The organism is Mesorhizobium salmacidum (SeqCode) (assembly GCF_037179605.1).
Taxonomy (GTDB): domain Bacteria; phylum Pseudomonadota; class Alphaproteobacteria; order Rhizobiales; family Rhizobiaceae; genus Mesorhizobium; species Mesorhizobium salmacidum.
Genome location: NZ_JAPYKS010000001.1, coordinates 200,350 through 226,039, shown reverse-complemented (window position 1 = coordinate 226,039; position 25,690 = coordinate 200,350). Strand labels below are relative to the sequence as shown.

The following is a 25,690-nucleotide window of genomic DNA, read 5'->3' as shown; positions in this document are numbered from 1 at the left end:
CGCAGGATAAGTTCCATGGGGGCAATCCGGCAGCAGCGAGGTTCGGCTGGTTCGCCAGCAATGACGGGAGGCCACGAAAATGCCGGTTCGGTCCCTGGTCCCTATCGCGTGCCGGATCACGGCATCGCACGCTGCATCACTGAAACTAATGCATGTCGCCCGGAAGTGTCCTCGGTTCCGGGATAACGACATGCATAAAATCAGAAGTTTACAGCAGCGCGGGCGAATCCTATTCGCGCGACACGCTGTAAACGGCTGAGCCCTGTGGAACACAGGACCCAGCCGTCAAATCCACCCCTGTCTAAACCGTCCACTTACGTTCAGTCTACCGGGCGGCTCTTTTTGCCAAAGAGGCGCCGGCTATTCCGCCGGCGAGGGTTTCTTGCGGAACAGCGCCACCAGATTGTCCCAGAGTTCGATCTTGGCGCCCTGGCGCTTCATGATCACGCCCTGCTGCAGGATCGACAGCGTGTTGTTCCAGGCCCAGTAAATGACCAGACCCGCCGGGAACCCGGCCATCATGAAGGTGAAGATGACGGGCATCCAGGTGAAGATCGCGGCCTGCGTCGGATCCGGCGGCGTCGGGTTCATGCGCATCTGCAGGAACATGGTGACGCCCATGATCAGCGGCCAGACGCCGATCATCAGCATGTGCGGCAGCGTGACTGGGACCAGCCCGAAAAGGTTGAAGATCGATGTCGGATCGGGCGCGGCCAGATCCTGGATCCAGCCGAAGAACGGCGCGTGGCGCATCTCGATGGTGATGTAGAGCACCTTGTAGAGCGAGAAGAAGACCGGGATCTGCAGCGCCACCGGCCAGCAGCCGGCGAGCGGATTGATCTTCTCGGTCTTGTACAGCTCCATCATCGCCTGCTGCTGCTTCATCTTGTCGTCCGCGTATTTCTCGCGGATCTCGAGCATCTTGGGCTGCACCTTCTTCATGTTCGCCATCGACGCGTAGGACTTGTTGGCAAGCGGGAAGAACAGCGCCTTGACGATGACGGTGGTGGCGAGAATCGCCAGGCCGAAATTGCCGAGGAATTTGTAGAGCGTGTCGATCAGCCAGAACATCGGCTTGGTGATGAAGTGGAACCAGCCCCAGTCGATTAGCAGGTCGAACCGCTTGATGTGGCGGTCTTCGGCATAGGCGTTGATCTTGGCGACTTCCTTGGCACCGGCGAACACCTCGGTCTCGACGGTCGCCGACTGGCCGGCCTCGACGTTGATCGGGTCGGTCAGGAAGTCGGACTGGTAGCGGTGGCGGCCGTCCTCGAAATAGGCAAAGCGCGGCTGGAACGGCTGCTTCTCGGTCGGCACCAGCGTGACGGCCCAGTATTTGTCGGTGATGCCGAGCCAGCCATCGGTCGACTTGCCGGGCTGGTACTGCTTGTCCTTCTCGACCGACGCGTATTTGTGTTCCTGCAGGCCTTCGGCGCCGGTGAAGCCGATGAGGCCTTCATGCAGCACATAGGTGCTGGCGACGGCCGGCTTGTCGTAGCGCGTGACGCGGCCGTAATTGAACAGCGAAACCGCGCTCGAGCCGGAATTCTGCACCGTGTCCGACACCGTGAACATGTAGTTGACGTCGACGGAGAAGGTGCGCTTGAAGGTCAGGCCCTTGTCGTTGGTGTAGGTGAGCGTCACCGGCGTCGACGGGGTCAGCGTCGGATTGCCGTCCACGCTCCACACCGTTTCGGCACCCGGCACCGCGCCGGTCTTGTCGTTGCCGACAAAGCCGATCTCGGCGAAATAGCCCGTGGGCAGAGCCTGCGGGTTGAGCAGCTCGATCTCGGGCGAATTCTTGTCGACGGTCTCGGTGTAGTGCTTGAGCTTGAGGTCATCGAGCCGCGCGCCGGTCAAATTGATCGAGCCCTCGAGGCTCGGCGTGTCGATCTTGACGCGTTTGGATGCCGCCAGCGCCTGGTCGCGGCTGGCCGCGGTGACGACGTCACCGCCGGGGGCATTGGGAATGGCGCCCGGGGCGGTAGTGCCTGGGGCCGGCGTCGATGCGCCCGGATTGGCCGCTTCTGCCGCCTTCTTCTGTTCCTCGACGCGCTGCTGCTCGACCTTGGCGGCCTCGCGCTGGGCTTCGCTGCGCGGCAGCACGTAGAAATACTGCCATACCGCCAGGATCAGCACCGACAATGCGATGGTGATGAAGAAGTTCCGGTTGTTTTCCATCGAGAGCCCTTGGCCTATCGTGTTCCGCGAAGTCGGCGGGAGAGTTCGGCCTTCAACTGGCCGAAAGGCGCGCGCAGCGCATCATCGCGTCCGACGATGACATAATCATTGCCGGGCACCATGTCATCTGCCGCATGGACGCGGACGGCCTCTTTCAGCCGCCGCCTGACGCGGTTGCGCACAACAGCGTTGCCGACCTTCTTGGTGACGGTGTAGCCGACGCGCGGCACCCCGCCGTCGCCGCGGTCAAGGACCTCGACGAGGAAAAACCGTCCGCGTCGCTTTTCACCACGACGGACGGCCAGGAATTCCGCGCGGTTCAGAAGCCGCTTGGGATTTTGCCCCACTGGCTTGCCGGTTGCGGGCAACGATCTCGTCTCGCTTAGGCGCTGAGCCGCTTGCGGCCGCGGTTGCGGCGAGCTGCGACGACGCCACGACCACCCTTGGTGGCCATGCGGGCACGGAAGCCGTGCCGGCGTTTGCGGACGAGTTTGGACGGTTGGTAGGTACGCTTCATTTGTTTTAATACCGCGGGGTGCGGCCCTTCTTGATTCTGTCACTTTGTAACAGGAGCTTTGCCGGGCCGGCTTTGGCGCGATCGAAACCGCGCCGGGACGAATGGCCCGAGCGTGAGCGGGCTTATAGAAAGAAGGGTTTTGGAAGTCAATCCGGCGTCGGCGCGCTAAAGACGCACCTCTTTTGGAGCATCTATTTTTCCGACCAAGGGAGAAATTGGCAAAAAAGCCGCAATCGCCTAATCTTGGCTGATCAAGTGATTGTGAAGATCGAGTCGCATGAGCGAAGCCAGCCAAGCAGGGGAAGGGACCGGAACGGCGCCAGCCGCTGTCCGCACGGTACCGCTGTCGCGCGGCCTGTCGACCAAACTGCTGCTGCTCACCATCGTTTTCGTGCTGCTGGCCGAAGTGCTGATCTTCCTGCCCTGGATCGCCAGCTACAGGCTGAGCTGGCTCAAGGAGAGGCTGAGCACGGCCGCCGCCGTGTCGATCGTGCTGGTGCAGGGCGATTCGACGTCGCTGTCGCGCACGGCCCAGAATGACGTGCTGATGGCCATCGGCGCCAAGGCGATCGCGGTGCGCGACGGCGGCGTCTCGCGGCTTCTGGTGGTGGCCGACATGCCGCCGCAGGTCGACGAGCACATCGATCTCGCCAGCGTCGGCATGGTCAAGGGCATGACCGGCGCGCTGGACACGCTGTTTTTCGGCGGCGACAGGATGCTGCGCGTTTTCGGACCGGTCGGCGACAGCGACAAGGAGTTCGAGCTGATCATGCCGGACTATTCCCTGCGCAAGGCCATGCTCATCTACTCGCGCAACGTCGCCTTCGTCTCGCTCCTGATCTCGCTGTTCACGGCCATGCTGGTCTATGCCGCGATCGACCTGATCATGATCGGCCCGATCCGCACCATGACGCGCTCGATGCTGTCTTTCTCCGAGGCTCCCGATGACCCCGGGCGAATCATTCACCCCGCCGACCGCGCCGACGAGATCGGCGTGGCCGAGCGCGAACTGTCGCAGATGCAGGAGCGGCTGCAAAGGATGCTGGCCGAGCAGAAGCATCTTGCCGACCTCGGCTTGGCGGTATCGAAGATCAACCACGACATGCGCAACATCCTGGCCTCGGCCCAGCTGATGTCGGACCGCCTGCGCCAGGTCAAGGATCCGACCGTGCAGGCCTTCGCGCCAAAACTGTTGCGCGCGCTCGACCGCGCCGTCTCCTATTCGGAGGGCGTGCTTCATTACGGCCGCACGCAGGAGCCGCCGCCTTCGCGCCGAAGGGTGAGGCTGCGCCAACTGGTCGAGGACGTGCACGGACTGCTCGACATCGAGGAGGGCATCGAGTTCATCAACGCCGTCGAGGTGGCTTTCGAGGTGGATGCCGATTCCGACCAGCTCTTCCGGGTGCTCACCAATCTTTGCCGCAACTCGGTGCAGGCGATGGCGGCCGACACCGAAAGCGCCGTGGTGCGGCGGTTGGCGGTCTCGGCCGAGCGCATGGGCAGTGTCAGCCGCATCGCCGTTACCGACACAGGTCCCGGCCTGCCGCCGAAGGCGCGCGAAAACCTGTTCGCGGCCTTTCGCGGCTCGGCGCGCAGCGGCGGCACCGGCCTTGGCCTTGCGATCGCGCACGAACTGATCCGGGCGCATGGCGGCACGGTGGAATTGGTCGAATCGATCGGCGGGCGCACCACATTCGCCGTCACCATCCCCGACCAGCCGGTGCGGCTCGACCAGGCCCGTGGTGGCCTGCGCCGCCCGGCCTGAGGGTTTCGTGCTGTTTTGCCTTCCCCCGTCGCTCTCCCCAACCGTTCCCGATCGTCCACTGTCTGGATTTAGGCCGGCCCCACAGCGGCTCGAAGTGCCGGGATCGGCGCCGGCATCGCCGCATGACAAGCTTGCGACAAAACTTTTGCCGGATCGGCTTGCTTTTCGTAAATTCAGTCGTTAGGGAACTGCACACATTCGCGGCCGGTCTTTCGGACCGGATCGTGGGGCCGTCGAAAACATGGCCTGATGCGCGCCCGTAGCTCAGCTGGATAGAGCACCAGACTACGAATCTGGGGGTCAGGAGTTCGAATCTCTTCGGGCGCGCCAAAACTTTCCTAGACTGCAGTTCGTCGATGGCCGAGCGCGGGCAAGCCGCTGCCGTCTCAGGCCACCGAGCGTGCCGCCGCCCGGCCGGCGCCACGGCCCGAGAAAATGCAGCCACCCAGGAACGTGCCTTCGAGCGCGGCATAGCCATGCACGCCGCCGCCGCCGAAACCGGCGGCTTCGCCGACGGCATAGAGGCCCGGCACAGGCTGGCCGTCGGGTCCGAGCACGCGGCTGTCGAGATCGGTCTGCAGGCCGCCCAACGTCTTGCGGGTCAGGATGTTGAGGCGCACCGCGATCAGCGGTCCGTTCGCGGGGGCGAGCATCTTGTGCGGCTTTGCCGTGCGGATCAGCCGGTCGCCGAGATAGGCACGGGCGCCGCGCAGCGCGGTGATCTGCATGTCCTTGGAGAACGGATTGTCGAGTTGCCTGTCGCGGGCGCGGATTTCGCGCTCGATCCCTGCCACATCGAGCAGCGGTTCGCCGCCGGCCAGCGCGTTCATGCGGGCGACCAGCTTTGGCAATTCGGCCTCGACGATGAAATCCTCGCCCTTTTCCATGAACGCCTTGACGGGGCCGGGAATGCCCGACGTGGCGCGGCCGAGCACCTGGCGCCAGCTTTTTCCCGTCAAATCGGGGTTCTGTTCGGAGCCCGACAGCGCGAACTCCTTCTGGATGATTTTCTTCGTCAGGATGAACCAGGAATAGTCGAAACCGGTGCTCATGATGTGGCTGAGCGTGCCCAGCGTGTCGAAGCCGGGATAGAGCGGCACCGGCAGGCGTTTCCCACGCGCATCGAGCCACAGCGAGGACGGGCCGGGCAGGATGCGGATCGCGTGATCGGTCCAGATCGGCGCCCAGTTCTTGATGCCCTCGACATAGTGCCACATCCGGTCGCGGTTGATGATCGAGCCGCCGGCCTGTTCCGATATGGCCAGCATGCGCCCATCGACATGGTCCGGCACGCCGGTGATCATTCGCTTCGGCGCGTTGCCCAGCCGCTTGGGCCAGTTTTCCCGCACCAGCTGGTGGTTGGCGCCGATGCCGCCGGAGGCGACGATTACGGCTTGGGCATGAAGCCCGAAATCGCCTGATACCTCGCGCGAGCTCTTGTGGCCACGCTCGGCAGTGCTCGGCTGCAGGATATCGCCCTGTACCCCGGTCACGGCTGCCCCCGTCCGCGTCAGCGCATTGACACGATGGCGGAACCTGAAGTCGACCAATCCACGCTTTTGCGCCTCGCGCACGCGCAGCACGAAAGGGTCGAGCACGCCGGGGCCGGTCCCCCAGGTGACGTGGAAGCGCGGTACCGAATTGCCGTGGCCGATGGCATTGCCGCCGCCGCGTTCGGCCCAGCCGACGACCGGAAAGAACTTCAGGCCGCGCTCGATCAGCCAGGAGCGCTTCTCGCCGGCGGCAAAGCCGACATACGCCTCCGCCCATTTGCGCGGCCAGTGGTCTTCCGGCCGGTCGAAAGCGGCGGTGCCCATCCAGTCATCGAGCGCCAGATCATGGGAGTCGCGGATGCGCATGCGCCGCTGCTCCGGTGAATCGACGAGGAAAAGCCCGCCGAACGACCAGAACGCCTGACCGCCCAACGATTGCTCCGGCTCCTGGTCGACGATGATGATTTTCTTGCCGGCCTCGGCAAGCTCGGCGGCGGCAACCAGCCCGGCAAGGCCGGCGCCGACAATGATCACATCCGCGGCGTCAGCCATTTTTCCTCCAGTGAACCGGCTAAGCAAGCAATTCCAGGAAAAGTGTGGGGCGGTTTTCCCGGGAAAAGCGCGTAGCGCTTTCCCTAGGGAATTGCGTCAAACAATGGCTCAGACGGTCTCCCAGCCGCCTGTGTCTCCGGCGCGGAAGATGGCGTCGATGACTTTCTGGTTGAGCACGGATTCTTCCAGCGTGAAGACCCGCTCCTTGCCGCCAAGTGCTGCCCGCGCGAAGGTCTCGACCTCGAGCCTGTATTGCTGCGTGCCGGGGAAGCGGAACACCTGCGCCTCGGTGTGGTTCTGGTTGTGCAGTTCGACGCGGTGATGGTCGTAGAGCCCGGCATTGAAGGGCGAGAACACTTCGATGAAACCCTTCTCACCGTGAAACACCATCACCTGGCGTGCCGCCATCTGGGTCGACAAATAGAAAGACAGTTCGAAATCGCCGAAATCGGCGCGGATCGAGGAATAGATGTCAGTGCCGAATGTCTTGTCGCGCTCGATCGTCGCCTGCACGCGCAACGGCTCCTTGCCGGTCGAAAAGCGCGTCGACACGGTCGGGTAGACGCCGATGTCGGGCAGCGCGCCGCCGCCCAGATCGAGCTTGTTGCGCATGTTGTTGGGGTCGACATTGTAGTAGGAGAAAGCGCCCTGCACATGGCGCAGCCGGCCGATGGCGCCGCTGGCGATGAGATCACGCACCTTGATCCATTGCGGATGGTAGATGACCATGAAGGCTTCGCAGACCAGCACCTTCCTGGCGTCGCGCAGCTTGATCAGGGGCGCGATGTCCTTGGCGTCGAGCGCCAGCGGTTTTTCGACCAGCACATGCTTGCCCGCTTCGATGGCTTTGGCCGTCCATTCGACGTGCTGCGAGGTGGGCAGCGGGATATAGACGCCATCGACCTCGTCGGAAGCGAGCAGGTCCTCATAGGAGCCGAAGGCGTGGGGCGCGCCGAAGCGGTCGCCCAATGCCTTGGCCTTCGACAGGTCGCGGCTGGCGATCGCCGAGAGCACGCCGTTTTCCGCCCCGACGATCGCCGGCAACAATTGCTCCCGGCCGATCTTGGCCGTCGACAACACACCCCATCGGAACATCACGCTTCTCCATGTCGATTTTACCGGCCACGAGGTTTGCCCGAAATCGCTGGAAAAGCCAATGCGGGTGCTCTGTTCCTCGCGCCACGAAAGTGGGCGAGGAAACCAGGTACCGCAGCCGCGCTTAGCCCCTTTTCCCCGTCAGCGTCATATCGAAATCGACGACGTTGGAATAGAGCGGCGTGCCGACATCCATGCCGTAGCGCGAGCGCAGCACCTTGCCGGTGACGTGGAATTTTATCGTGCCACCCTTCAACCCGTCGAGCTCGGCGGTGAATTTTTCCGGAAACGTCTTGCCGCGCGCCGTCAGCCGGCCGGTGACGAGCGCCGTCGTGTCGCCGGTGCGGGTCACGCTGGTCGAGCGGAACTGGATTTCGGGGCTGTTGGCCGCGTCGAACACCGCGTCGGAACGTAGGAAGGCATCGATGCGGCCCTGGCCGGTCCCGACACTTTCGGGATAGATGGTGAGGTCGACCTTAGAGCGACCGACATCCTTGTTGTCGATGCGGATCGTGCCCTTGAAACGGGCAAAGGCGCCGTCGAAGCCGCCGCCGCCGGCCTTGCCGATGGTGAAGCGGATCGCGGAACCAGCCTGGCTGATCGTATAGTTGCCGGCAGCATCGCTAAGCACGACTGCCGCATGGACTGGCATGGCAAGGCAGGCGGCGGCAACCGCCCATCCGAGGATTCGCGCACGCATTGGGTTGTTCCTTGTTAGGAGGCAACGCTCTCTGGCGTCCTCACCTCACAAACGAGACCAACGCCCGTCCTATTCCCCGGCTGACGAAGGCGTGATCATGCGCGTGAGCACGCTGTCGCGCAGCAGGAAATGGTGGCGCAGGGCCGCGCAGACATGCAGCGCAACGAGCCCGATGCCGGCATAGGCGAGATACCAGTGCGCCGACGCCCAAAAACTTTCAGCGGCGTCGGATTCGGGCAGCGGCAGGTTGGGCATGACGAACAGGTTGAATGGCATGCTGGGGATTTCCAGCGTCGAAACCGACACCAGCACCCATCCGGACAGAGGCAGGGCGAGCTGGAATACATAGAGCGCCAGATGCGCCAGCGGCGCCGAGCGACGCTCCAAGGCGCCGACAGAAGACGGCAAGAGCGGTGCCGGATTGCCGAGCCGCCAGGCGATACGCAGGATGACGAGGCCAAGCAGCAGAAAGCCCAGGGATTTGTGCAACTGGATCAATTCGAAGGCCGTGCGTTGGCTTTGGGTCCTGACCATGACGAAGCCGAGCATGAACTGGCCGATGAAGATAATCCCGATCAGCCAGTGGAGGACGATGGTTGCCCAGCCATAGCGGGTGGCGGTGTTGGTGATGGTCTGCATGGGAGGCGAACGAATGCCAGGCTGGGTTTCTTCCCGGGAGGATGGACTACCCGCTCACCTTGAAGAAGTCGACGAAAGCCCTCAGCGCCGGCCGCATTTGCCGGCGGCTCGGATAGTAGACGAAGAAACCGTCGAAGGACGGGCACCAGTCCTCCAGGACGCGGATCAGCCGGCCGTCGGCAAGCGGCGCGCGGACATACTCCTCGAAGACGAAGGCAAGGCCGGCGCCGTCGACGGCGGCCTGAGCGATCAGATGGTCCTCGTCGAGGATCAGCGGTCCTTGCACCGCGATCTCGACCTCTTCGCCGTCCTTCTCGAACTCCCAGCGGTAGAGGACGCCGCTGGAGAAGCGGAAGCGGATGCAGCGATGGTCGGCAAGATCGCGTGGATGGCGCGGCTTGGGGCTTGTCTCGAAATAGGATGGCGCGCCTACCACGGCGCCACGAATGTCCGGCCCGATGCGCACCGCGATCATGTCACGCTGCAGGCTTTCGCCGAGCCGCACACCCGCATCGAAACCGCCTTCCACCACGTCGGTGAAGCGATCCTCGATGACGATCTCCAGCACGATGTCGGGATAGGCTGACGCAAAAGCGCTGAGCCGCGGCGTCAGCACCAGATGCGCTGACGTGCGTGGCACGCTGAGCCGCAGGTTTCCGGCAGGCCGGTCGCGCGCCTCGACGGCTGTCTCCAGCGCCAGGTCGATCTCGGAAAGCGCCGGGCGCAATCGCTCCAGCAGCTGCGCGCCTTCCTCGGTCGGAGCGACACTGCGCGTGCTGCGCGCCAAAAGGCGCACGCCAAGCCGTGCTTCCAGGCTGGAGACCGCGTGGCTCACCGCCGAAGGCGCGATAGCCAGTTCCCTGGCCGCGCCGCGAAAACTGCCGCATTGGGCAACGGTTGCCAGCACCGCAAGTTGTGAGAGATGTGCTCGGTTCATTGATCTATTTCTTGGAACGACCCGTACGAAGAAGAGCCGATTATCGAACGGACTGCAAGCCGTTATGTCTGCCGCATCACAACAAGGAGATGCGCGATGAAAACTCGCAAGCTAGGAACTGAACTCGAAGTCTTCCCGGTCGGCCTTGGCTGCATGGGCATGAGCTTTGCCTACGGCGGCCAACCAGAAGCCGAGGCGATCGCCACCTTGCACCGCGCCGTCGAGATCGGTGTCAACTTCTTCGACACGGCGGAAGTCTACGGACCCTACGAGAACGAAATCCTGCTCGGCAAGGCGCTGAAATCGGTTCGCGGCAAGGTGACGATCGCGACCAAATTCGGTTTCAAGATCCTGGAGGAAGGCACCGGCATGGATCGCATGGCCGGTGTCGACAGCCGCCCCGAGCATGTCAAGGCTGTCGCAGAGGCCTCGCTGAAGCGGCTCGCCACCGATGTCATCGACCTCTACTACCAGCACCGCGTCGATCCGGACGTGCCGATCGAGGATACGGTCGGCGCCATGGCCGAGCTGGTGCGCGAGGGCAAGGTGCGGGCGCTTGGCCTGTCGGAGGCAAGTGCGGCCACCATCCGACGGGCACACGCGGTGCACCCGATCGCGGCGGTGCAGAGCGAATATTCGCTGTGGAGCCGCGACCCGGAAGACGAGGTCTTTGCCGTCTGCCGCGAACTCGGCATCGGCTTCGTGCCCTACAGCCCGCTCGGCCGCGGCCTGCTCACGGGCACGATCGCCAAGCCGGAGACCCTGAGCGACGATGACTGGCGCCGTGGCCTGCCGCGCTTCCAGGCCGACGCCATGGCCGCCAATGCCAAGGTGATCGCCACGCTGAATAAGATGGCGGCCGAAAAGGGCGTGACTTCGGCACAGCTGGCGCTGGCCTGGGTGCTGCACCAGGGCGATTTCATCGTGCCGATCCCGGGTGCCCGAAAAATCCGCCATCTGGAGCAGAACACCGCGGCGGCCGGGATTGAGCTGAGCGCGGCCGAGGTGGCATCGATCGGCGATGCGCTGTCGCCCGACAAGGTGATGGGCAAGCGCTATACCGAGGAGCTGCTGGCGCTGGTGAATGGGTAGATAGATAGGCGCGAGGCGCCCCCTCTGTCCTGCCGGACATCTCCCCCTCAAGGGGGGAGATTGGATATTACCTCGGCTTTCGCCAATCGCCGGCGTCGAAAGAAGGCCGAGACCGCCAAGCGGCTGATCTCCCCCCTTGAGGGGGAGATGCCCGGCAGGGCAGAGGGGGGGCGCTGTCCCGCCGACAACATTCAAATTTCCGCCACTCACCACGGCACCACCCTAATCTCCGGCCAGTTCTCCTTTGCCCGCTTGCCCTTCGTCTCATGCGTCCGCCGGTTATCCATCACCCGGTTCGGTGTGATGCGAAACGAGAAGAGATCGTCGAGCCCGAACGGCGCCACGAGTTCCAATTGCCCATCGCCGCCGTAGCGCACACCGACTGCATGCGTCTTCGAGGCGAAATAGCTGACGGATTCACTGGCACTCGCATAGCGCGGGCAGGGTTGCCCGAACTTCTGCGGATACCAAAGATGCACGCGGGCCTGGTTGCGCACTTCGACCGGCAGCGGCAGTCCCTCGAAATGTGCCGCCGCCCTGCGGATGACGGCGTCCTCGGCGTCATAGGATAGGTCGGAGTCATCGAAATAGAAAAGGTCGATATCCCTGATGCCGTAGCCCGACGGCTTGCCGGTCAGATGGTTCCAGACGCTGTTGTAGAGCGCGCCGGAAACCACCAGCCAATCCGGCAAGGCAAGGTCGCGCACTCGCGCCAGCGTTTCACACAGCAGCGGATCAGCCGCGACGATGTCGAGAAACGCCGCACGCTGTGGCTCAAAAGGAAGCCCGGAATACGCGAGATGGTCCATCGCCCTTTTGAGGGCGATTCGCCACCTGCCCGCAATCCTGAATTCTCTATGCCCTGAGCGCGCCGCCCGTCTGCTTGCCGACATTGTCGACGATGCGCCTGGCCAGCGCCTCGAAATCCTCGTCTGTCAGCGTCTTTTCGACCGGCTGGATCGACACTTCGATGGCGATCGACTTCTTGCCCTCGCCGAGTGACGCGCCTTCGAAGATGTCGAAGACCGAGACAGCCGTGATCAGCTTCTTGTCGGCGGCAAGTGCGGCGCGCACCAGCGTGCCGGCCTCGACGGCCCTGTCGACGACGAAGGCGAAGTCGCGCTTCACCGCCTGGAAAGCGGACAGCTCCAGCCTGGGCTTGGTTTTCGTGGGCTTGGTCTTCGGCTCGGGCACGGCATCGACGAACACCTCGAAGCCGCATAGCGGTCCGGAGACATCGAGCCCTTCCAGCGTCTTCGGATGGAACTCGCCGAACGTGCCGAGCACGGTCTTTGGCCCGAGCTTGATCGTGCCGGAACGGCCGGGGTGATACCAGGCCGGTCCGCCAGCCTCGATCTGCAGCCGGTCGACCGGCGCGCCGCAGGCTTCGAGCGCGGCGATGGCATCGGCCTTGGCGTCGAACACGCCGACGGGACCGGAATTGCCGGCCCAGTTGCGGCCTGAGCCGTCGAGCTTGGCCGTGCCGCGTCGCACGCCGGCGGCGACGCGCCGCTGCTGGTCGGCGCCATCGCCTTCATAGGTGCCCGACACCTCGAACAAGGCAACGTCGCCGATGCCCTTGTCGGCATTGCGCTGCGCGGCCGAAATCAGCCCTGGCAGGAGCGAGGGCCGCATATCGGACATGTCGGCTGCGATCGGGTTGGCAAGCTTCAGCGCCGTCTGGCCGCCGCCGAACAACTCGGCGTGCCTGGCGGGAATGAACGACCAGGTAACGGCCTCCATCATGCCGCGCACGGCAAGTGAACGCTTGGCGGCACGGGTGCGGATCTGCAGTGTCGTCAGGATCTTGCCGTTGACCACGTCATGCGCGCCGAGCGGCTGCGGCGCGATATTGTCGACGCCATGGATGCGCATGACCTCTTCGACCAGGTCGGCCTTGCCGTCGACATCGGGGCGCCAGGAGGGCACGGTCACGTCGACGACGTAGCCCGATCCCTGCGCGTGGAAGCCGAGACGCGACAGGATGTCGAGGCTCTCCGCCTTCGGCACCTCGATGCCGGTCAGCCGCTTCACTTCCGACAAGGGAAGGGAAACGATCTTCGGCTGATGTCCGGCATAGCCGGCCACCTCGGTCTCCGTCGGGGTGCCGCCGCAGAAGTCGATCACCAGCTTCGTCGCCAACTCGATACCCGGCACCATGAATTCGGGATCGACACCGCGCTCGAAACGGTAGCGCGCGTCGGTGATGATGCCGAGTGTGCGGCCGGTGCGGGCCGTGGTGATCGGGTCCCAAAGAGCGGATTCGATCAGCACGTCCGTCGTGTTCTCGTCACAGCCGGACTGTTCGCCACCCATGATGCCGGCAATGGATTCGACGCCATTGTCGTCCGCGATCACGCACATCTCCGGCGTCAGCGTGTATTCGCGCCCGTCGAGCGCCTGCACCGTTTCGCCATTCTTGGCGCGGCGCACGACGAGATTGCCGGCGACCTTGGCGGCATCGAAGACGTGCAGCGGCCGGCCGCGGTCGAAGGTGACGTAATTGGTGATGTCGACCAGCGCGCTGATCGGTCTGAGCCCAATGGCGATCAGCCGCTGCTGCAGCCATTTCGGCGAGGGGCCGTTCTTGACGCCCCTGACCAGCCTGAGCGCGAATCCGGGACAAAGCTCCGGCGCCTCGATCGTCACCTTCACCGGGCACATGCCGCTGCCGACATGCGGCATGATCGCACCGCCGACGAGGCGGCCAAGTCCGCTCGCCGCGAGATCCCTGGCGATGCCGTAGACGCTGGTGGCATCGGGCCGGTTCGGCGTCAAATTGATCTCGATGACCGGATCGTCGAGATGCGCGTAAGCGGCAAAGCTGGTGCCGACCGGCGCATCCTCTGGCAGGTCGATAATGCCATTGTGCTCGTCGGACAGTTCCAGCTCGCGCTCGGAGCACATCATGCCATGGCTTTCGACGCCCCTGATCTTGCCGACCGTCAGCGTCACGTCGATGCCGGGCACATAGGTGCCTGCCGCGGCGAAGGCGCCGATCAGGCCGGCGCGGGCATTCGGCGCGCCGCACACCACTTGCACCGGCGGCTTGCCGTCGCCGGTATCGACGGTCAGCACCCGCAGCCGGTCGGCATCGGGATGCTGCACCGCCGTCAGCACCTTGGCGATGACGAAGGGCTTCAGGCCCGCCTTGTCGTCGACATGCTCGACCTCGAGGCCGATCGAGGTCAGCCGCTCGACGATCTCGGCCAGCGTGGCGTCGGTCTCGAGATGATCCTTGAGCCAGGAGAGGGTGAATTTCATTGGATTGTTCCGTAATAGCTGGCAGCAGGAGGCTTCAGGACCGTCACGCGCTCAGGCCTCCGAACAGCGTCGGCATGTCGAGCGGCCGGAAGCCGTAATGCGATAGCCAGCGCACATCGGCGTCGAAGAAGGCGCGCAGATCCGGCATGCCGTATTTCAGCATGGCGATGCGGTCGATGCCCATGCCCCAGGCAAAGCCCTGGTACTCGTCGGGATCGAGCCCGCCGGCCCTGAGCACGTTGGGATGCACCATGCCGCAGCCGAGGATCTCCATCCAGTCGGAGCCTTCACCGAAGCGCACTTCGCCTGGCCGCGAGCGGTCGCACTGGATGTCGACCTCGAGGCTCGGCTCGGTGAACGGGAAGAAGGACGGCCGGAAGCGCATCTTGACCTGCGGCACTTCGAAGAAGGCCTTGCAGAACTCTTCCAGCACCCACTTCATGTTGGCGACGTTGGCCGACCTGTCGATCACCAGCCCCTCGACCTGATGAAACATAGGCGAATGGGTGGCGTCGGAATCCTGGCGGTAGGTCTTGCCGGGAATGACGATGCGGATCGGCGGCTTCTGCTTCTCCATGGTACGGATCTGCACCGGCGAGGTGTGGGTGCGCAACAGCTTGCGCTCGCCCTTCTCGTCCGGCTGGAAGAAGAAGGTGTCGTGCATCTCGCGCGCCGGATGGCCTTCCGGGAAATTCAGCGCGGTGAAATTATAGTAGTCGGTCTCGATGTCAGGTCCTTCGGCGATGGCGAAACCGAGATCGCCGAAGATCGCCGCGATCTCGTCGATGACCTGGCTGATCGGATGGATGCGGCCGCGCTCGGCCGGCGACTGCCGCACCGGCAGCGTCACGTCGACCTTTTCGGCGGCAAGCCGTGCGGCGATCGCCACGTCTTTCAATTCCGCCTTGCGCAAAGCAAGCGCATCGGTGACGCGGTTCTTCAGGCCGTTGATCGCCGGGCCCTTCACCTGCCGTTCCTCGGCGCCCATCGCGCCAAGCGTCTTCAGCATTTCGGAGACCGAACCCTTCTTGCCGAGCGCCGAGACACGCACGGCCTCGATCGACGCCTCGTCGGCGGCCGAGGCGATGTCAGCCATCAGGGAATTTTCGAGTGCATCAAGGCCAATGGTTGCGTCGTTCACGATCAAGCTCGCTGCGTTGGAAATCGCTCTAGACGTGAAAGTCACGTTTGGAGTGAAAGTTCAGGCATAAGAAAAACCCGCGCCAGCCGTGCCAGCGCGGGTTCCCCAAATCAAGTGTCGAAAGTGCTTGGGAAGCGCTGGGCTCGGAGCCCGATCCCGAAAAGTTGCAGACTTTTCGGAAAAGATCGCGCTCCTCGCTAATTTCCCTGGAGCATGATGTTGTCCAAAAAGTCAGAAACTTTTTGGCATCATGCTCTAGGCGACAGCGCTCTCAAAAGCATTCGGCGTGGTGTTCTTCAGATATTCGAGCGCGACCTTGGCCTTGGCGACCAGGGCGGCGAAAGCCTGCGGCTCGTGGATGGCCATGTCGGACAGGATCTTGCGATCGATCTCGATGCCGGCCTTGTTCAAACCGTCGATGAAGCGGCCATAGGTCAGGCCATGCTCGTGGGTCGCGGCGTTGATGCGCTGGATCCACAGCGCGCGGAACGAGCGCTTGCGGTTCTTGCGGTCGCGATAAGCGTACTGCAGCGACTTTTCCACCGCCTGCTTGGCGATGCGGATGGTGTTCTTGCGGCGGCCGTAGAAGCCTTTCGCGGCTTTCAGGACCTTCTTGTGCTTGGCGTGCGAGGTGACGCCTCTTTTTACGCGTGCCATGTCATGATCTCCTTAAAAGCAATTCCAGGAAAAGTGCGGTTTTCCGTTCGGAATTGCGTAAAACAAATGCGTGTCCGGACCGAAATGCCTTAGAGGCCGTTCGGAAGAAAATTCTTGATGACCTTCTTGCCATCCGGTTCAGCCAGAACCATCGTGCCGCGGGCATTTCGAATGAACTTGTTGGAACGCTTGATCATGCCGTGACGCTTGCCGGCCGCAGCCGACAGGACTTTACCCGTACCTGTGATCTTGAACCGCTTCTTGGCGGCCGATTTGGTCTTCATCTTGGGCATTTTGCTACTCCGTAATGTTGGCGCACGATCGCGCTTCTTGTTCGCTTCAGGCCGACCAAAGCCCGAAAAGCAAATGAAACCGCCACGGCATGCCCTGCCGGGCGGTTTTCTTGGAACGGCGGTGCTATAGATCAAAGATGGCGCGGGCGCAACACCTCAGGCCGTGCGACGCACTGTCCCCGGTCAGGGCAGCCTGAACCACACCGGCAGCATGCCCGACAACTGCGCGCCGTCGATCAGTTCGAAAGCCGGCAGCGCGATCAGGAACACCAGTCCGTCGAGCAGCGTAGTCAACAGCAGGCGCGGCTTGAAGCTGCCGGTGTCGCCTTCCTGGTAGAGCGAAAGCTTGGGGAAGAAGCGCGGCACGCGCGCCAGATAGTCGGCATACGGCGCGCCGAGCGCTTCCTTGAGGAATTTCTCCTCGCGCAGGATGACGATATGGAAGGCACCAGCGCACAGAACCGCGAAAAGGATGATGCCGGAGAACGAGCCGATCTGCGCGCCGACGCCGGCGGCGGCCACGGTCGAGAACACGTAGAGCGGGTTGCGGGTGATCGAATAGGGCCCGCCAGTGACCACTTCGGAGGATTTGCGCCCGCCTATATAGAGCGTCGCCCATAGGCGCCCGACGATGCCGAGGAAAATCAACAGCACGCCGAACATCTCGATCGATTCGTGCACCGGCGTGTCCGGCGGGAACGTCGATTGGCCGAACAGCAGTGCCAGAAACAGCACCGCGACGAGCACGGCAAGCACCAGCCGGCGCATCTGCTGGTAGTTGCCCAGCCCGTGTTTGTATTCTGTGTCCAAGGTTGGGATCCGATCGTCGAGGAGCTTAGCGGCGATCGCAGCTCTAGCCAGGAATAGGCGTCCCGCCGGTCGTCGGGACGCCCTGTAGCACAATTCAGGCGGATTTTAGCGCGATGACTAGATCTGACGTCATCGTGATCCAAGCGGGTTCCGCAAAAGTGTTCACGGTTTTGCGGTGAGAACCCGCGACAACCGTGGAAACTATGCAGACGGCGCGTTGCGAAGCGTGCGCAGCCTGCTTAGCGCGGCGCCAGCACCATCATCATCTGGCGGCCTTCGAGCTTCGGCTCGGCTTCCACCTTGGCGATGGTCGCCACCTCCTCGCGCACCTTGTTCAGGAGCTGCATGCCGAGTTCCATATGCGCCATCTCGCGGCCGCGGAAGCGCAGCGTCAGCTTGACCTTGTCGCCTTCCTCGAAGAAGCGGCGGACCGCCTTCATCTTGGTCTCGTAGTCATGGCTGTCGATGTTCGGGCGCATCTTGATCTCCTTGATCTCGATGACCTTCTGGTTCTTGCGCGCCTCGGCCGCCTTCTTCTGGTTGGCGTATTTCAATTTGCCGAGATCGAGGATTTTTACAACGGGCGGCACCGCGTTGGGCGATATTTCAACCAGATCGAGCCCGGCCTCTTCGGCGAGCAGCAATGCGTCGTTGATGGAAACATCGCCGCGGTTCTGGCCTTCGGCGTCGATAAGCTGGACCCGGGGAACCCGGATATCACGGTTGGAGCGCGGCCCATCCTTGGTCGGCGCCGCTGCTTTGAAAGGTCTGCGAATGGTCGTGGTCTCCTTGGCCGTTTCGTTCGGGGTTCGTACAAATCTGTGTGGACGCGCCAATGTGGGAAGCGCGCGGCGCAAGTCAATAGCACAGCGTTCTCAAGAAATCACCTGATCACGAGCCTGTGCCAAGCAAAGAAACATCGCGAGCACTTTCCGCCTTGCCTTTGGCCGTGCCAAAAGCGAGGCGTGAAAAAAACCAGGACCGTCCCACAGCCATGACCGCCGCTCCGATCTTTCTCTATGTTGATGGATCCGATATCGCCGTGCGCCATTCAGCGGGCTCGACGCCCGGCATCGTCTGGCTCGGCGGCTACAAGTCGGACATGTTGGGCACGAAAGCCGAGACGCTGTCGGACTGGGCGGCACAAGAAGGCCGCGCCTTCCTGCGGCACGACTATTCGGGCCATGGCGAATCCGGCGGCGCTTTCGCCGACGGCACGATTTCGACATGGCTTGCGCAAAGCCTTGCGGTTTTCCGGAATTTCGCCAAGGGCGATCAGGTCCTGGTCGGCTCGTCCATGGGTGCCTGGATCGCGCTGCGCATGGTGCAGGAATTGCGCAAGGCGGGCGACGCAAGCGTCGTCGGCATGGTGCTGCTGGCGCCGGCGCCGGATTTTACCAGTGAATTGGTCGAACCGGTGCTGACCAAGGCGCAGAAGCGCGACCTCGCCAAAAAGGGCTACTTCGCGGAGCCGTCGGACTATTCCGCGGAACCCTACATCTACACGAGCGCCCTGATCGAGGATGGCCGCCATAACCGGGTGATGACCGGGCCTATCGACACGCATTGCCCGGTTCACATCTTGCAGGGGCTGGCCGATGCGGACGTGCCGTCGAGCCACGCCTTGAGGCTGGTCAGCCTGCTGCCGGCCGACGATGTCACGCTGTCGCTGATTCCCGACGGCGAACATCGCCTGTCGCGGCCGCAAGATCTCGACATGCTGGTGCGGGCCGTCGGTGACATGGCCGGACGAGGCAGAGGCAAATGACCATGCGCCTTTCCATCCCGGTCTCCGCCTTCGTCGCGGCCATCGTCGGCTTTGGCGGCACGCTGGCCATCGTCATCGCCGCCGCCAAGGCGGTCGGCGCGACGCAGGTCGAGACGGCAAGCGGTGTGACGGCGATCTGTCTGGCCATGACGGTCGAGTGCCTTTGGCTGTCATGGCGCACGAAAATGCCTGTCATCACCGCCTGGTCGACTCCGGGCCTGGCACTGGTCGCCGCCTCGAGTGGCTTTTCGATGGGCGAGGCCGTCGGCGCCTATATCATCACCGGCGTCCTGCTGGTCACGACCGGCCTGTTTGGGCCGCTGACCCGGCTGATATCGAGAATACCGGCTTCGGTCGCTTCCGGCATGCTGGCCGGCATCGTCGTCACCTTCGCCATCAATGCCATGAAAGCCATCCCGGCGGACCCTTGGCTCATCCTGCCGCTGATCGCCGCATTCTTTGTCTTCCGGCTGTTCAATCCGGCGCTATCGGTACTGGCCGTGCTGGTTGGCGGTGGCCTTGCCGCCTTCCTTGCCGGCCGTGTCGGCGGCTTGCCCGCGCCCGAACTGTCGACACTGACGTTCATTGCTCCCCATTTCACCGCCAAGGCCATTATCGGCCTGGCGCTGCCGCTTTATCTCGTCACCATGGCCTCGCAGAACCTTTCCGGCCTCGCTGTGCTGCGCGCCGCCGGCTACCATCCCGAGCCCGGCCCGCTGATCGGTGTCACCGGCCTATTTTCGCTCTTGTCGGCGCCATTCGGGGCCGCAACCACCAATCTGGCGGCGATCTCGGCGGCGATATGCACCGGGCCGGACGTCCATCCCGATCCGGCCGAACGCTGGAAGACCGGCCCGTTCTATGCGCTTGCCTATCTGATCTTCGCGATTTTCGGCGCTTCGCTGGTGGCGATCTTCGCCGTCCTGCCGCAGAGCCTGATCGTGCTGGTGGCGGGTCTCGCGCTGATGGCCTCGCTCGCCAATGCGCTGGCGATCGCGCTTAGGGATGAGAGCGACCGGATGGCCGCCACCGTCACCTTCGTCGTCACCGCCTCCGGGCTGACGCTGTTCGGCGTCGGTGCGGCATTTTGGGGCCTGATCGCCGGCTTGGCCATGCTTTTCCTCGATATGCTCAAAAAGCGACAATCATTTCAGAAGCTTGTCCGGTTTTGGCCGACATTGTCTTGAATCGCCGTTTTCGCCTTCCCATTTCGATTCCACGCAGCCGGTTCTGGCTGTCTCCAACCGAAGGAATGGGAGAAAATGAACACATCTGCATTGATCCGCCCGGCCTGGACGCCGGCTACCATCGCCTTGATGGTGATCGGCTTCATGGTGTTCTGGCCGCTCGGCTTCGCCATGCTCGCCTACATCATCTGGGGCGACCGGCTTGAGGGCTTCAAGCGTGACGTCAACCGCGCGACCGACGGCATCTTCGCCGGTTGCCGCCGTGGTTCCGACAAGGCCGCACGCTGGGGCAACGGCTCCGCCCGCACCGGCAACGTCGCTTTCGACGACTGGCGCGAAAAGGAGCTTGAGCGCCTGAACGAAGAGCGCCGCAAGCTCGACGAGATGCTGACGCAGTTCGACGAGTATGCCCGCGAGTTGCGCCGCGCCAAGGATCAGGACGAGTTCGACCGGTTCATGGCCAACCGCAACAAGTCGACCGCGCCGACCAAGACCGATCCGGGCACCGGAACAACCCCCACCAAGCGTGGCAAAGGCTCGAACCTGCTCGACGACTGAGGCCAGGCGACAGGGCCAAGGTGTAATGACGGCGTCGCGCGAGCGGCGCCGTTTCTTTTTTGTTCTATTCGTTTTCCTCGAATCGCGTATCGTCCCGCCATGACCATCGGGTTCTTCCGCAATCTGACGAAGCCCAAACCCACGCCTGCCGTGGAGCGGGAATATTGCGTCGCCGGCCGCACCCTGCCGCTCAAGATCGTCGAGAGCGCCAGGGCAAAGCGCCTGACGCTGCGCATCGATTCCGGCGGTCAGGGCCTGCGCATCACCGTGCCGCCGGGCCTGCGCCGGGGCGAGGTGGACAGGTTCCTCGACCGCCATCAGGACTGGCTGGAGCAGCGGCTGGCCAAGGTGCCGACGCGGCCGCAGGTGCGGCCCGGCATCAAGATACCGGTGCGCGGCGTGCCGCACCGCATCGTCCACGAGCCGTCAAAGCGCGGCACCGTAACCATATCGCGCGACGAGCGCGGTCCGCTGCTGATCGTGCATGGCGAGCGCATCCATCTGCCGCGCCGCATCGCCGATTTCTTGAAGCGCGAGGCCAAGAAGGAGATCGAGAAGCTGGTCGTCAGGCACACCGAGGCGCTCGGCAAGCGCGCCAAGGCGATCCGCTATAAGGACACCTCCAGCCGCTGGGGCTCCTGCACCTCCGAAGGCAATCTCTCCTTCTCCTGGCGCATCATGATGGCACCTCAGCCCGTGATAAACTACCTCGTCGCGCACGAAGTGGCGCATCTCAAGGAGATGAACCACGGGCCGAAATTCTGGAGATTGTGCGAAAAGCTCTGCCCCGACACCGATCGTTGCAAGGACTGGTTGAAGCGCAATGGCGGAGCGCTGCAGGCGATCGTGTTCGAATAAGGGTTGGGAACGGCGACGCATTGAAGGCCGCTAGTCATCATTTGCAGCGTTGAGCTCCTCCGGCCGCAGCCCCTCTTCGCCCTGATGCGGCCAGGGCAGAAAGTTCCGGTCGAAGGCGTCGCCGCCGAAATAATCCAGCGCCCGATGCGCCTCGGCGCCGTTGAAGGCGGCCTTGTCCATGAGATGCGCGATGACCTCGCGCGCCTGTGCGATCTTCTGCTTCAGTTCGGCAACGGTCTGGTCGGCCATGGCTGTGCTCCCGCCTTGCATGCTGTCCATCCATAGGTAGCGCCTTTCACCTTGCCGGCAAACAGCATGCTTTTTCTCGACTCCTGGCGCTTTTCGTGCCAATTCCCGCGTCATGGCGCTCGACATCAAAATCTGCGGCTTGAAGACCGACCAAGCAATGGCCGCGGCCCTTGCCGGCGGCGCCAGCCATGTCGGCTTCATTTTCTTTCCGAAAAGCCCGCGTTACGTCGAACCGGCCGAAGCCGGCCGTCTGCGCGAAGCGGCGCGCGGCAAGGCCTTGGCGGTTGCCGTCACGGTCGATGCCAGCGACGCCGTCCTCGATGAAATCGTGGAGAAGATGCAGCCCGACATGCTGCAACTGCACGGCTCCGAAACCCCCGAGCGGGTGACCGAACTGAAAGCCCGCCATGGGCTGCCGGTGATGAAGGCGTTGCCGCTCAGCGAGGCTGCCGATCTCGACCGGATAAGGCCGTTCGTCGGCGTTGCCGACCGCTTCCTGTTCGATGCCAAGCCGCCGAAGGGCTCCGAGCTGCCGGGCGGCAACGGCGTCGCCTTCGACTGGCGCATCCTCGCCGGCCTTGACGCCGGGATCGATTACATGCTTTCCGGTGGGCTCAACGCCGCCAACATCGGCGATGCCCTTCGGCTTGCCAATCCGCCCGCAATAGACATTTCGTCGGGCGTGGAAAGTGTGCCGGGCGTCAAGGATCCGGCGCTGATCGAACAGTTTTTCCGGGCCGTCAGGGCCGCGCGGGACGACCGCGCCGCCTGAACAAAATTTCGAACCCTGAGCATGTCCCGGAAAAGTGGGAACCGGTTTCCGACAGGGACATGCTCAAAGTACAGATCTAGGAGATCGGCGATGAACAAGCCGGCGACACCCAATTCCTTCCGCACCGGACCCGACGAACAGGGCATGTTCGGCATTTTCGGCGGTCGTTTCGTCGCCGAAACGCTGATGCCGCTGATCCTCGACCTCGAGAAGAACTGGAACGAGGTCAAGAACGATCCGGATTTCAGGGCTGAACTGACCGACCTGTCGACCCACTATGCCGGGCGGCCCTCGAAGCTCTATTTCGCCGAAGGCCTGACGAAGCATCTTGGCGGCGCGAAAGTCTATTTCAAGCGCGAGGATTTGAACCACACCGGCTCGCACAAGATCAACAATTGCCTCGGCCAGATCCTGCTGGCCAAGCGCATGGGCAAGAAGCGCATCATCGCCGAGACGGGCGCCGGCCAGCATGGCGTGGCCTCCGCGACCGTCGCCGCCCGCTTCGGCTTTCCCTGCGTCGTCTATATGGGCGCGACCGACGTTGCCCGGCAAAGCCCCAATGTCTTCCGCATGAAGCTGCTGGGCGCCGAAGTGCGGCCGGTGACCGCGGGCCACGGCACGCTGAAGGACGCCATGAACGAAGCCCTTCGTGACTGGGTGACCAATGTCGAGGACACCTATTACCTGATCGGCACCGCCGCTGGTCCGCACCCCTATCCGGAGCTGGTGCGCGACTTTCAGTCGGTGATCGGTACGGAAGCCCGCGCGCAGATCCTCGAACGGGAGGGACGGCTGCCCGACACCATCATCGCCGCCGTCGGTGGCGGTTCCAACGCCATCGGCATGTTCCATCCCTTCCTCGATGACAAGGACGTTCGCATCATCGGCATCGAAGCGGGCGGGCGCGGCCTCGACGGCATCGAGCATTGCGCTTCGATGAATGCCGGTTCTCCCGGTGTGCTGCACGGCAACCGCACCTATCTCCTGCAGAACGCCGACGGCCAGATCATGGACGGCCATTCGATTTCGGCCGGCCTCGATTATCCCGGCGTCGGTCCGGAGCATTCCTGGCTGCGCGACTCGGGCCGTGTCGAGTATGTGCCTATTCTCGACGACGAGGCGCTGGAAGCCTTCAAGCTGACGACGCGCGTCGAAGGCATCATCCCGGCGCTGGAATCGGCGCACGCTATCGCTCATGCCGTCAAGATCGTACCCGCCATGGACAAGGACCAGATCGTCATCGTCAACCTGTCCGGCCGTGGCGACAAGGACGTGCACACGGTGGCCTCGATGTTGGGCATGGAGATCTGATCATGGCAACCCGCATCGACCGCCGCATGGCGAAGCTCAGGAACGAAGGCCGTCCGGCGCTCGTCACCTATTTCATGGGTGGCGACCCCGACTATGCAACCTCGCTGTCGATCATGAAGGCGCTGCCGGGCGCCGGTTCAGACGTCATCGAGCTCGGCATGCCGTTTTCCGATCCGATGGCTGACGGCCCGGCGATTCAGGCCGCCGGCCTCAGGGCGCTGAAAGGCGGCCAGACGCTGGTCAAGACGCTGAAGATGGCGTCGGACTTCCGCGCCGGCGACGATGAAACGCCGATCGTGTTGATGGGCTACTACAATCCGATCTACATCTACGGCGTCGACCGCTTCCTGAAGGATGCGATTGCCAGCGGCATTGATGGGCTGATCGTCGTCGACCTGCCGCCGGAGATGGATGAGGAGCTGTGCATCCCGGCGTTGAAGGCCGGCATCAACTTCATTCGGCTGGCGACGCCGACCACCGACGACAAGCGCCTGCCCAAGGTGCTGCAGAACACGTCCGGCTTCGTCTACTACGTGTCGATGACCGGCATCACCGGCTCGGCGCTTGCCGACACAGGCAAGGTCGCCACGGCGGTCCAGCGTATCAAAGGTCACACCAACCTGCCGGTCTGCGTCGGTTTCGGTGTCAAGACCGCCGAACAGGCGCGCGTCATCGGCGCCAACGCCGACGGCGTGGTCGTCGGCACGGCGATCGTCAATGCGGTTGCCAATGTGCTGGGGCCGAAGGGCGAAAAGACCGCTGATCCGGCCGAGGCGGTCGCCACGCTGGTCAGCGGCCTTGCGCAAGGCGTGCGCTCGGCCCGCCTTGCTGCTGCCGAATAGTTTTCCTACTTCTCTTCCCAACTCTTCGTCAGGACAGGAGCCGAAGCGATGAACTGGATTACCAATTACGTTCGCCCGAAGATCAACTCGATGCTCGGCCGGCGTACCGACATGCCCGAGAATCTCTGGATCAAGGATCCCGAGACCGGCGAGATGGTGTTCCACAAGGACCTGGAATCCAACCAGTTCGTCATCCCGTCCTCCGGCCATCACATGAAGATCTCGGCCAAGGAGCGGCTGAAATTCTTCTTTGATGACGGCAAGTACGAGACCCTGGACAATCCCAAGGTCATGCAGGATCCGCTGAAGTTCCGCGACGAGAAACGCTATGTCGACCGGCTGAAGGACGCCAAGGCCAAGACTGGCCTGGACGACGCCATCATCAATGCGCTGGGGACCGTCGAGGGCCTGCCAGTCGTGGTGACGGTGCAGGATTTCGCTTTCATGGGCGGCTCGCTCGGCATGGCGGCGGGTGATGCCATCGTGCATGGCTTCGAGGTCGCCCTGCAGCGCAAGCGGCCGCTGATCCTGTTCGCTGCTTCCGGTGGCGCCCGCATGCAGGAAGGTATCCTGTCGCTGATGCAGCTGCCGCGCACCACGGTCGGTGTCGACCGGCTGAAGGAAGCCGGCCTTCCCTACATTGTCGTGCTGACCAACCCGACCACCGGCGGCGTCACCGCCTCCTACGCCATGCTGGGCGATGTGCACATCGCCGAGCCGGGAGCGTTGATCGGTTTTGCCGGTCCGCGCGTCATCGAGCAGACCATCCGCGAGAAATTGCCGGACGGCTTTCAACGCTCCGAATATCTGATGGAGCACGGCATGGTAGACATGGTGGTGTCCAGGCTGGAAATGCGCCAGACGATCGCGCCGCTTTTGAAAATGCTGCTCAAGATGCCCGAGGAGCAAAAGCCGCTGGAACCGGAAATCATGCCGCCGGCCGTGCTTGCCGCCGAAGCCCGGCCGCAAGCTTGACGCTACAATGGCCGGCCGCGACACCGGCCTGACG

General features: G+C 63.4%; 26 protein-coding genes and 1 tRNA gene. 11 read left to right on the top strand and 16 right to left on the bottom strand.

Annotated elements, in window-relative coordinates; translation table 11 throughout:
- Positions 1–360: 360 nt before the first annotated feature.
- The 3 genes from yidC to rpmH are packed head-to-tail and all read right to left on the bottom strand — an operon-like array spanning position 361 to position 2,698.
- Positions 361–2,181: a membrane protein insertase YidC gene (gene yidC / locus O7A60_RS01075; protein WP_337104635.1), complete on the bottom strand. Its 1,821-nt coding sequence runs from the start codon at positions 2,179–2,181 to the stop codon at positions 361–363.
- Positions 2,182–2,195: 14 nt separating this feature from the next.
- Positions 2,196–2,549, bottom strand: a complete 354-nt coding sequence (gene rnpA, locus O7A60_RS01070; RefSeq protein WP_027143858.1) for a ribonuclease P protein component — start codon at positions 2,547–2,549, stop codon at positions 2,196–2,198.
- A 14-nt stretch (positions 2,550–2,563) separates the two neighbouring features.
- Positions 2,564–2,698 carry a 50S ribosomal protein L34 gene (rpmH, locus tag O7A60_RS01065; RefSeq protein ID WP_008833937.1) on the bottom strand — a complete coding sequence of 45 codons (135 nt, stop codon included), beginning with the start codon at positions 2,696–2,698 and terminating at the stop codon, positions 2,564–2,566.
- A gap of 277 nt (positions 2,699–2,975) precedes the next feature.
- Here rpmH and O7A60_RS01060 point away from each other — a divergent pair, with 277 nt between their 5' ends.
- The gene (locus O7A60_RS01060; RefSeq protein WP_027143859.1) at positions 2,976–4,463 is read left to right on the top strand and encodes an ATP-binding protein; all 1,488 of its coding nucleotides are present in this window, start codon (positions 2,976–2,978) and stop codon (positions 4,461–4,463) included.
- Between the two features lie 253 nt (positions 4,464–4,716).
- Positions 4,717–4,793, top strand: a tRNA-Arg gene (locus tag O7A60_RS01055).
- Between the two features lie 56 nt (positions 4,794–4,849).
- Here O7A60_RS01055 and O7A60_RS01050 read toward each other — a convergent pair.
- The 5 genes from O7A60_RS01050 to O7A60_RS01030 form a co-directional block, all read right to left on the bottom strand.
- Complete coding sequence (locus tag O7A60_RS01050) at positions 4,850–6,508, bottom strand: FAD-binding dehydrogenase (RefSeq protein ID WP_337104633.1); 1,659 nt, start codon at positions 6,506–6,508, stop codon at positions 4,850–4,852.
- Positions 6,509–6,616: 108 nt separating this feature from the next.
- The gene (locus tag O7A60_RS01045) at positions 6,617–7,603 is read right to left on the bottom strand and encodes a Gfo/Idh/MocA family protein (RefSeq protein ID WP_337104632.1); all 987 of its coding nucleotides are present in this window, start codon (positions 7,601–7,603) and stop codon (positions 6,617–6,619) included.
- Between the two features lie 124 nt (positions 7,604–7,727).
- A complete protein-coding gene (locus O7A60_RS01040; RefSeq protein WP_337104631.1) occupies positions 7,728–8,303 on the bottom strand; it encodes a YceI family protein in 576 nt (191 codons plus the stop codon).
- Between the two features lie 69 nt (positions 8,304–8,372).
- Positions 8,373–8,942: a cytochrome b gene (locus O7A60_RS01035; RefSeq protein WP_337104629.1), complete on the bottom strand. Its 570-nt coding sequence runs from the start codon at positions 8,940–8,942 to the stop codon at positions 8,373–8,375.
- Positions 8,943–8,988: 46 nt separating this feature from the next.
- Positions 8,989–9,879 carry a LysR family transcriptional regulator gene (locus O7A60_RS01030; RefSeq protein WP_337104627.1) on the bottom strand — a complete coding sequence of 297 codons (891 nt, stop codon included), beginning with the start codon at positions 9,877–9,879 and terminating at the stop codon, positions 8,989–8,991.
- A 96-nt stretch (positions 9,880–9,975) separates the two neighbouring features.
- Between O7A60_RS01030 and O7A60_RS01025 the strand changes: the two genes are divergently transcribed.
- Complete coding sequence (locus tag O7A60_RS01025; protein WP_337104626.1) at positions 9,976–10,971, top strand: aldo/keto reductase; 996 nt, start codon at positions 9,976–9,978, stop codon at positions 10,969–10,971.
- 206 nt (positions 10,972–11,177) lie between these two features.
- On the opposite strand, the gene O7A60_RS01020 is transcribed toward O7A60_RS01025, so the two are convergent.
- The 7 genes from O7A60_RS01020 to infC form a co-directional block, all read right to left on the bottom strand.
- On the bottom strand, positions 11,178–11,780 hold the full coding sequence (locus tag O7A60_RS01020; protein WP_337104625.1) for a nucleotidyltransferase family protein: 603 nt from the start codon (positions 11,778–11,780) through the stop codon (positions 11,178–11,180).
- Between the two features lie 46 nt (positions 11,781–11,826).
- Positions 11,827–14,235 (bottom strand): phenylalanine--tRNA ligase subunit beta, encoded by a 2,409-nt coding sequence (gene pheT, locus O7A60_RS01015; protein ID WP_337104624.1) that lies wholly within the window; start codon positions 14,233–14,235, stop codon positions 11,827–11,829.
- 43 nt (positions 14,236–14,278) lie between these two features.
- A complete protein-coding gene (gene pheS / locus O7A60_RS01010) occupies positions 14,279–15,331 on the bottom strand; it encodes a phenylalanine--tRNA ligase subunit alpha (protein ID WP_337104877.1) in 1,053 nt (350 codons plus the stop codon).
- A 300-nt stretch (positions 15,332–15,631) separates the two neighbouring features.
- The gene (rplT, locus tag O7A60_RS01005; protein WP_006201247.1) at positions 15,632–16,033 is read right to left on the bottom strand and encodes a 50S ribosomal protein L20; all 402 of its coding nucleotides are present in this window, start codon (positions 16,031–16,033) and stop codon (positions 15,632–15,634) included.
- Positions 16,034–16,122: 89 nt separating this feature from the next.
- The gene (rpmI, locus tag O7A60_RS01000) at positions 16,123–16,326 is read right to left on the bottom strand and encodes a 50S ribosomal protein L35 (protein ID WP_006201248.1); all 204 of its coding nucleotides are present in this window, start codon (positions 16,324–16,326) and stop codon (positions 16,123–16,125) included.
- Between the two features lie 183 nt (positions 16,327–16,509).
- Positions 16,510–17,136, bottom strand: a complete 627-nt coding sequence (locus tag O7A60_RS00995; RefSeq protein ID WP_140506875.1) for a methyltransferase family protein — start codon at positions 17,134–17,136, stop codon at positions 16,510–16,512.
- Between the two features lie 239 nt (positions 17,137–17,375).
- Positions 17,376–17,912, bottom strand: a complete 537-nt coding sequence (gene infC / locus O7A60_RS00990; protein WP_010912915.1) for a translation initiation factor IF-3 — start codon at positions 17,910–17,912, stop codon at positions 17,376–17,378.
- Positions 17,913–18,130: 218 nt separating this feature from the next.
- Between infC and O7A60_RS00985 the strand changes: the two genes are divergently transcribed.
- The 4 genes from O7A60_RS00985 to O7A60_RS00970 all read left to right on the top strand — a co-directional run bounded on the left by O7A60_RS00985 (position 18,131) and on the right by O7A60_RS00970 (position 21,507).
- Entirely contained in the window at positions 18,131–18,904 is a 774-nt protein-coding gene (locus O7A60_RS00985) for an alpha/beta hydrolase (protein ID WP_337104619.1), read from the top strand.
- Between the two features lie 2 nt (positions 18,905–18,906).
- Positions 18,907–20,091 (top strand): benzoate/H(+) symporter BenE family transporter, encoded by a 1,185-nt coding sequence (locus O7A60_RS00980; RefSeq protein WP_337104876.1) that lies wholly within the window; start codon positions 18,907–18,909, stop codon positions 20,089–20,091.
- 75 nt (positions 20,092–20,166) lie between these two features.
- Positions 20,167–20,649, top strand: a complete 483-nt coding sequence (locus tag O7A60_RS00975; protein ID WP_027143871.1) for a DUF2852 domain-containing protein — start codon at positions 20,167–20,169, stop codon at positions 20,647–20,649.
- Positions 20,650–20,748: 99 nt separating this feature from the next.
- A complete protein-coding gene (locus tag O7A60_RS00970) occupies positions 20,749–21,507 on the top strand; it encodes a M48 family metallopeptidase (protein ID WP_337104618.1) in 759 nt (252 codons plus the stop codon).
- A gap of 30 nt (positions 21,508–21,537) precedes the next feature.
- Here the strand turns inward: O7A60_RS00970 and O7A60_RS00965 are convergent, their stop codons facing one another.
- On the bottom strand, positions 21,538–21,756 hold the full coding sequence (locus tag O7A60_RS00965; RefSeq protein ID WP_337104617.1) for a hypothetical protein: 219 nt from the start codon (positions 21,754–21,756) through the stop codon (positions 21,538–21,540).
- A 112-nt stretch (positions 21,757–21,868) separates the two neighbouring features.
- On the opposite strand from O7A60_RS00965, the gene O7A60_RS00960 reads away from it, so the two are divergent.
- The 4 genes from O7A60_RS00960 to accD all read left to right on the top strand — a co-directional run bounded on the left by O7A60_RS00960 (position 21,869) and on the right by accD (position 25,656).
- On the top strand, positions 21,869–22,528 hold the full coding sequence (locus tag O7A60_RS00960; RefSeq protein WP_337104616.1) for a phosphoribosylanthranilate isomerase: 660 nt from the start codon (positions 21,869–21,871) through the stop codon (positions 22,526–22,528).
- Between the two features lie 90 nt (positions 22,529–22,618).
- Positions 22,619–23,839, top strand: a complete 1,221-nt coding sequence (trpB, locus tag O7A60_RS00955) for a tryptophan synthase subunit beta (RefSeq protein ID WP_337104615.1) — start codon at positions 22,619–22,621, stop codon at positions 23,837–23,839.
- 2 nt (positions 23,840–23,841) lie between these two features.
- On the top strand, positions 23,842–24,681 hold the full coding sequence (gene trpA, locus O7A60_RS00950) for a tryptophan synthase subunit alpha (RefSeq protein WP_027143876.1): 840 nt from the start codon (positions 23,842–23,844) through the stop codon (positions 24,679–24,681).
- Between the two features lie 48 nt (positions 24,682–24,729).
- Positions 24,730–25,656: an acetyl-CoA carboxylase, carboxyltransferase subunit beta gene (gene accD / locus O7A60_RS00945; RefSeq protein ID WP_337104614.1), complete on the top strand. Its 927-nt coding sequence runs from the start codon at positions 24,730–24,732 to the stop codon at positions 25,654–25,656.
- Positions 25,657–25,690: the final 34 nt, after the last annotated feature.

Bases quoted from the DNA above. Each gene is read 5' to 3' on its own strand.
- O7A60_RS01020 (WP_337104625.1), bottom strand. From the start codon at position 11,780: ATGGACCATCTCGCGTATTCCGGGCTTCCTTTTGAGCCACAGCGTGCG.
- rplT (WP_006201247.1), bottom strand. From the start codon at position 16,033: ATGGCACGCGTAAAAAGAGGCGTCACCTCGCACGCCAAGCACAAGAAG.
- O7A60_RS00970 (WP_337104618.1), top strand. From the start codon at position 20,749: ATGACCATCGGGTTCTTCCGCAATCTGACGAAGCCCAAACCCACGCCT.
- pheS (WP_337104877.1), bottom strand. From the start codon at position 15,331: ATGGCTGACATCGCCTCGGCCGCCGACGAGGCGTCGATCGAGGCCGTG.
- O7A60_RS01025 (WP_337104626.1), top strand. From the start codon at position 9,976: ATGAAAACTCGCAAGCTAGGAACTGAACTCGAAGTCTTCCCGGTCGGC.
- O7A60_RS01040 (WP_337104631.1), bottom strand. From the start codon at position 8,303: ATGCGTGCGCGAATCCTCGGATGGGCGGTTGCCGCCGCCTGCCTTGCC.
- O7A60_RS00960 (WP_337104616.1), top strand. From the start codon at position 21,869: ATGGCGCTCGACATCAAAATCTGCGGCTTGAAGACCGACCAAGCAATG.
- rpmI (WP_006201248.1), bottom strand. From the start codon at position 16,326: ATGCCCAAGATGAAGACCAAATCGGCCGCCAAGAAGCGGTTCAAGATC.
- O7A60_RS00985 (WP_337104619.1), top strand. From the start codon at position 18,131: ATGACCGCCGCTCCGATCTTTCTCTATGTTGATGGATCCGATATCGCC.
- O7A60_RS01050 (WP_337104633.1), bottom strand. From the start codon at position 6,508: ATGGCTGACGCCGCGGATGTGATCATTGTCGGCGCCGGCCTTGCCGGG.
- O7A60_RS00975 (WP_027143871.1), top strand. From the start codon at position 20,167: ATGAACACATCTGCATTGATCCGCCCGGCCTGGACGCCGGCTACCATC.
- O7A60_RS00965 (WP_337104617.1), bottom strand. From the start codon at position 21,756: ATGGCCGACCAGACCGTTGCCGAACTGAAGCAGAAGATCGCACAGGCG.
- trpB (WP_337104615.1), top strand. From the start codon at position 22,619: ATGAACAAGCCGGCGACACCCAATTCCTTCCGCACCGGACCCGACGAA.
- rpmH (WP_008833937.1), bottom strand. From the start codon at position 2,698: ATGAAGCGTACCTACCAACCGTCCAAACTCGTCCGCAAACGCCGGCAC.
- yidC (WP_337104635.1), bottom strand. From the start codon at position 2,181: ATGGAAAACAACCGGAACTTCTTCATCACCATCGCATTGTCGGTGCTG.
- O7A60_RS00980 (WP_337104876.1), top strand. From the start codon at position 18,907: ATGCGCCTTTCCATCCCGGTCTCCGCCTTCGTCGCGGCCATCGTCGGC.
- O7A60_RS01030 (WP_337104627.1), bottom strand. From the start codon at position 9,879: ATGAACCGAGCACATCTCTCACAACTTGCGGTGCTGGCAACCGTTGCC.
- O7A60_RS01045 (WP_337104632.1), bottom strand. From the start codon at position 7,603: ATGTTCCGATGGGGTGTGTTGTCGACGGCCAAGATCGGCCGGGAGCAA.
- accD (WP_337104614.1), top strand. From the start codon at position 24,730: ATGAACTGGATTACCAATTACGTTCGCCCGAAGATCAACTCGATGCTC.
- O7A60_RS01035 (WP_337104629.1), bottom strand. From the start codon at position 8,942: ATGCAGACCATCACCAACACCGCCACCCGCTATGGCTGGGCAACCATC.
- O7A60_RS01060 (WP_027143859.1), top strand. From the start codon at position 2,976: ATGAGCGAAGCCAGCCAAGCAGGGGAAGGGACCGGAACGGCGCCAGCC.
- trpA (WP_027143876.1), top strand. From the start codon at position 23,842: ATGGCAACCCGCATCGACCGCCGCATGGCGAAGCTCAGGAACGAAGGC.
- pheT (WP_337104624.1), bottom strand. From the start codon at position 14,235: ATGAAATTCACCCTCTCCTGGCTCAAGGATCATCTCGAGACCGACGCC.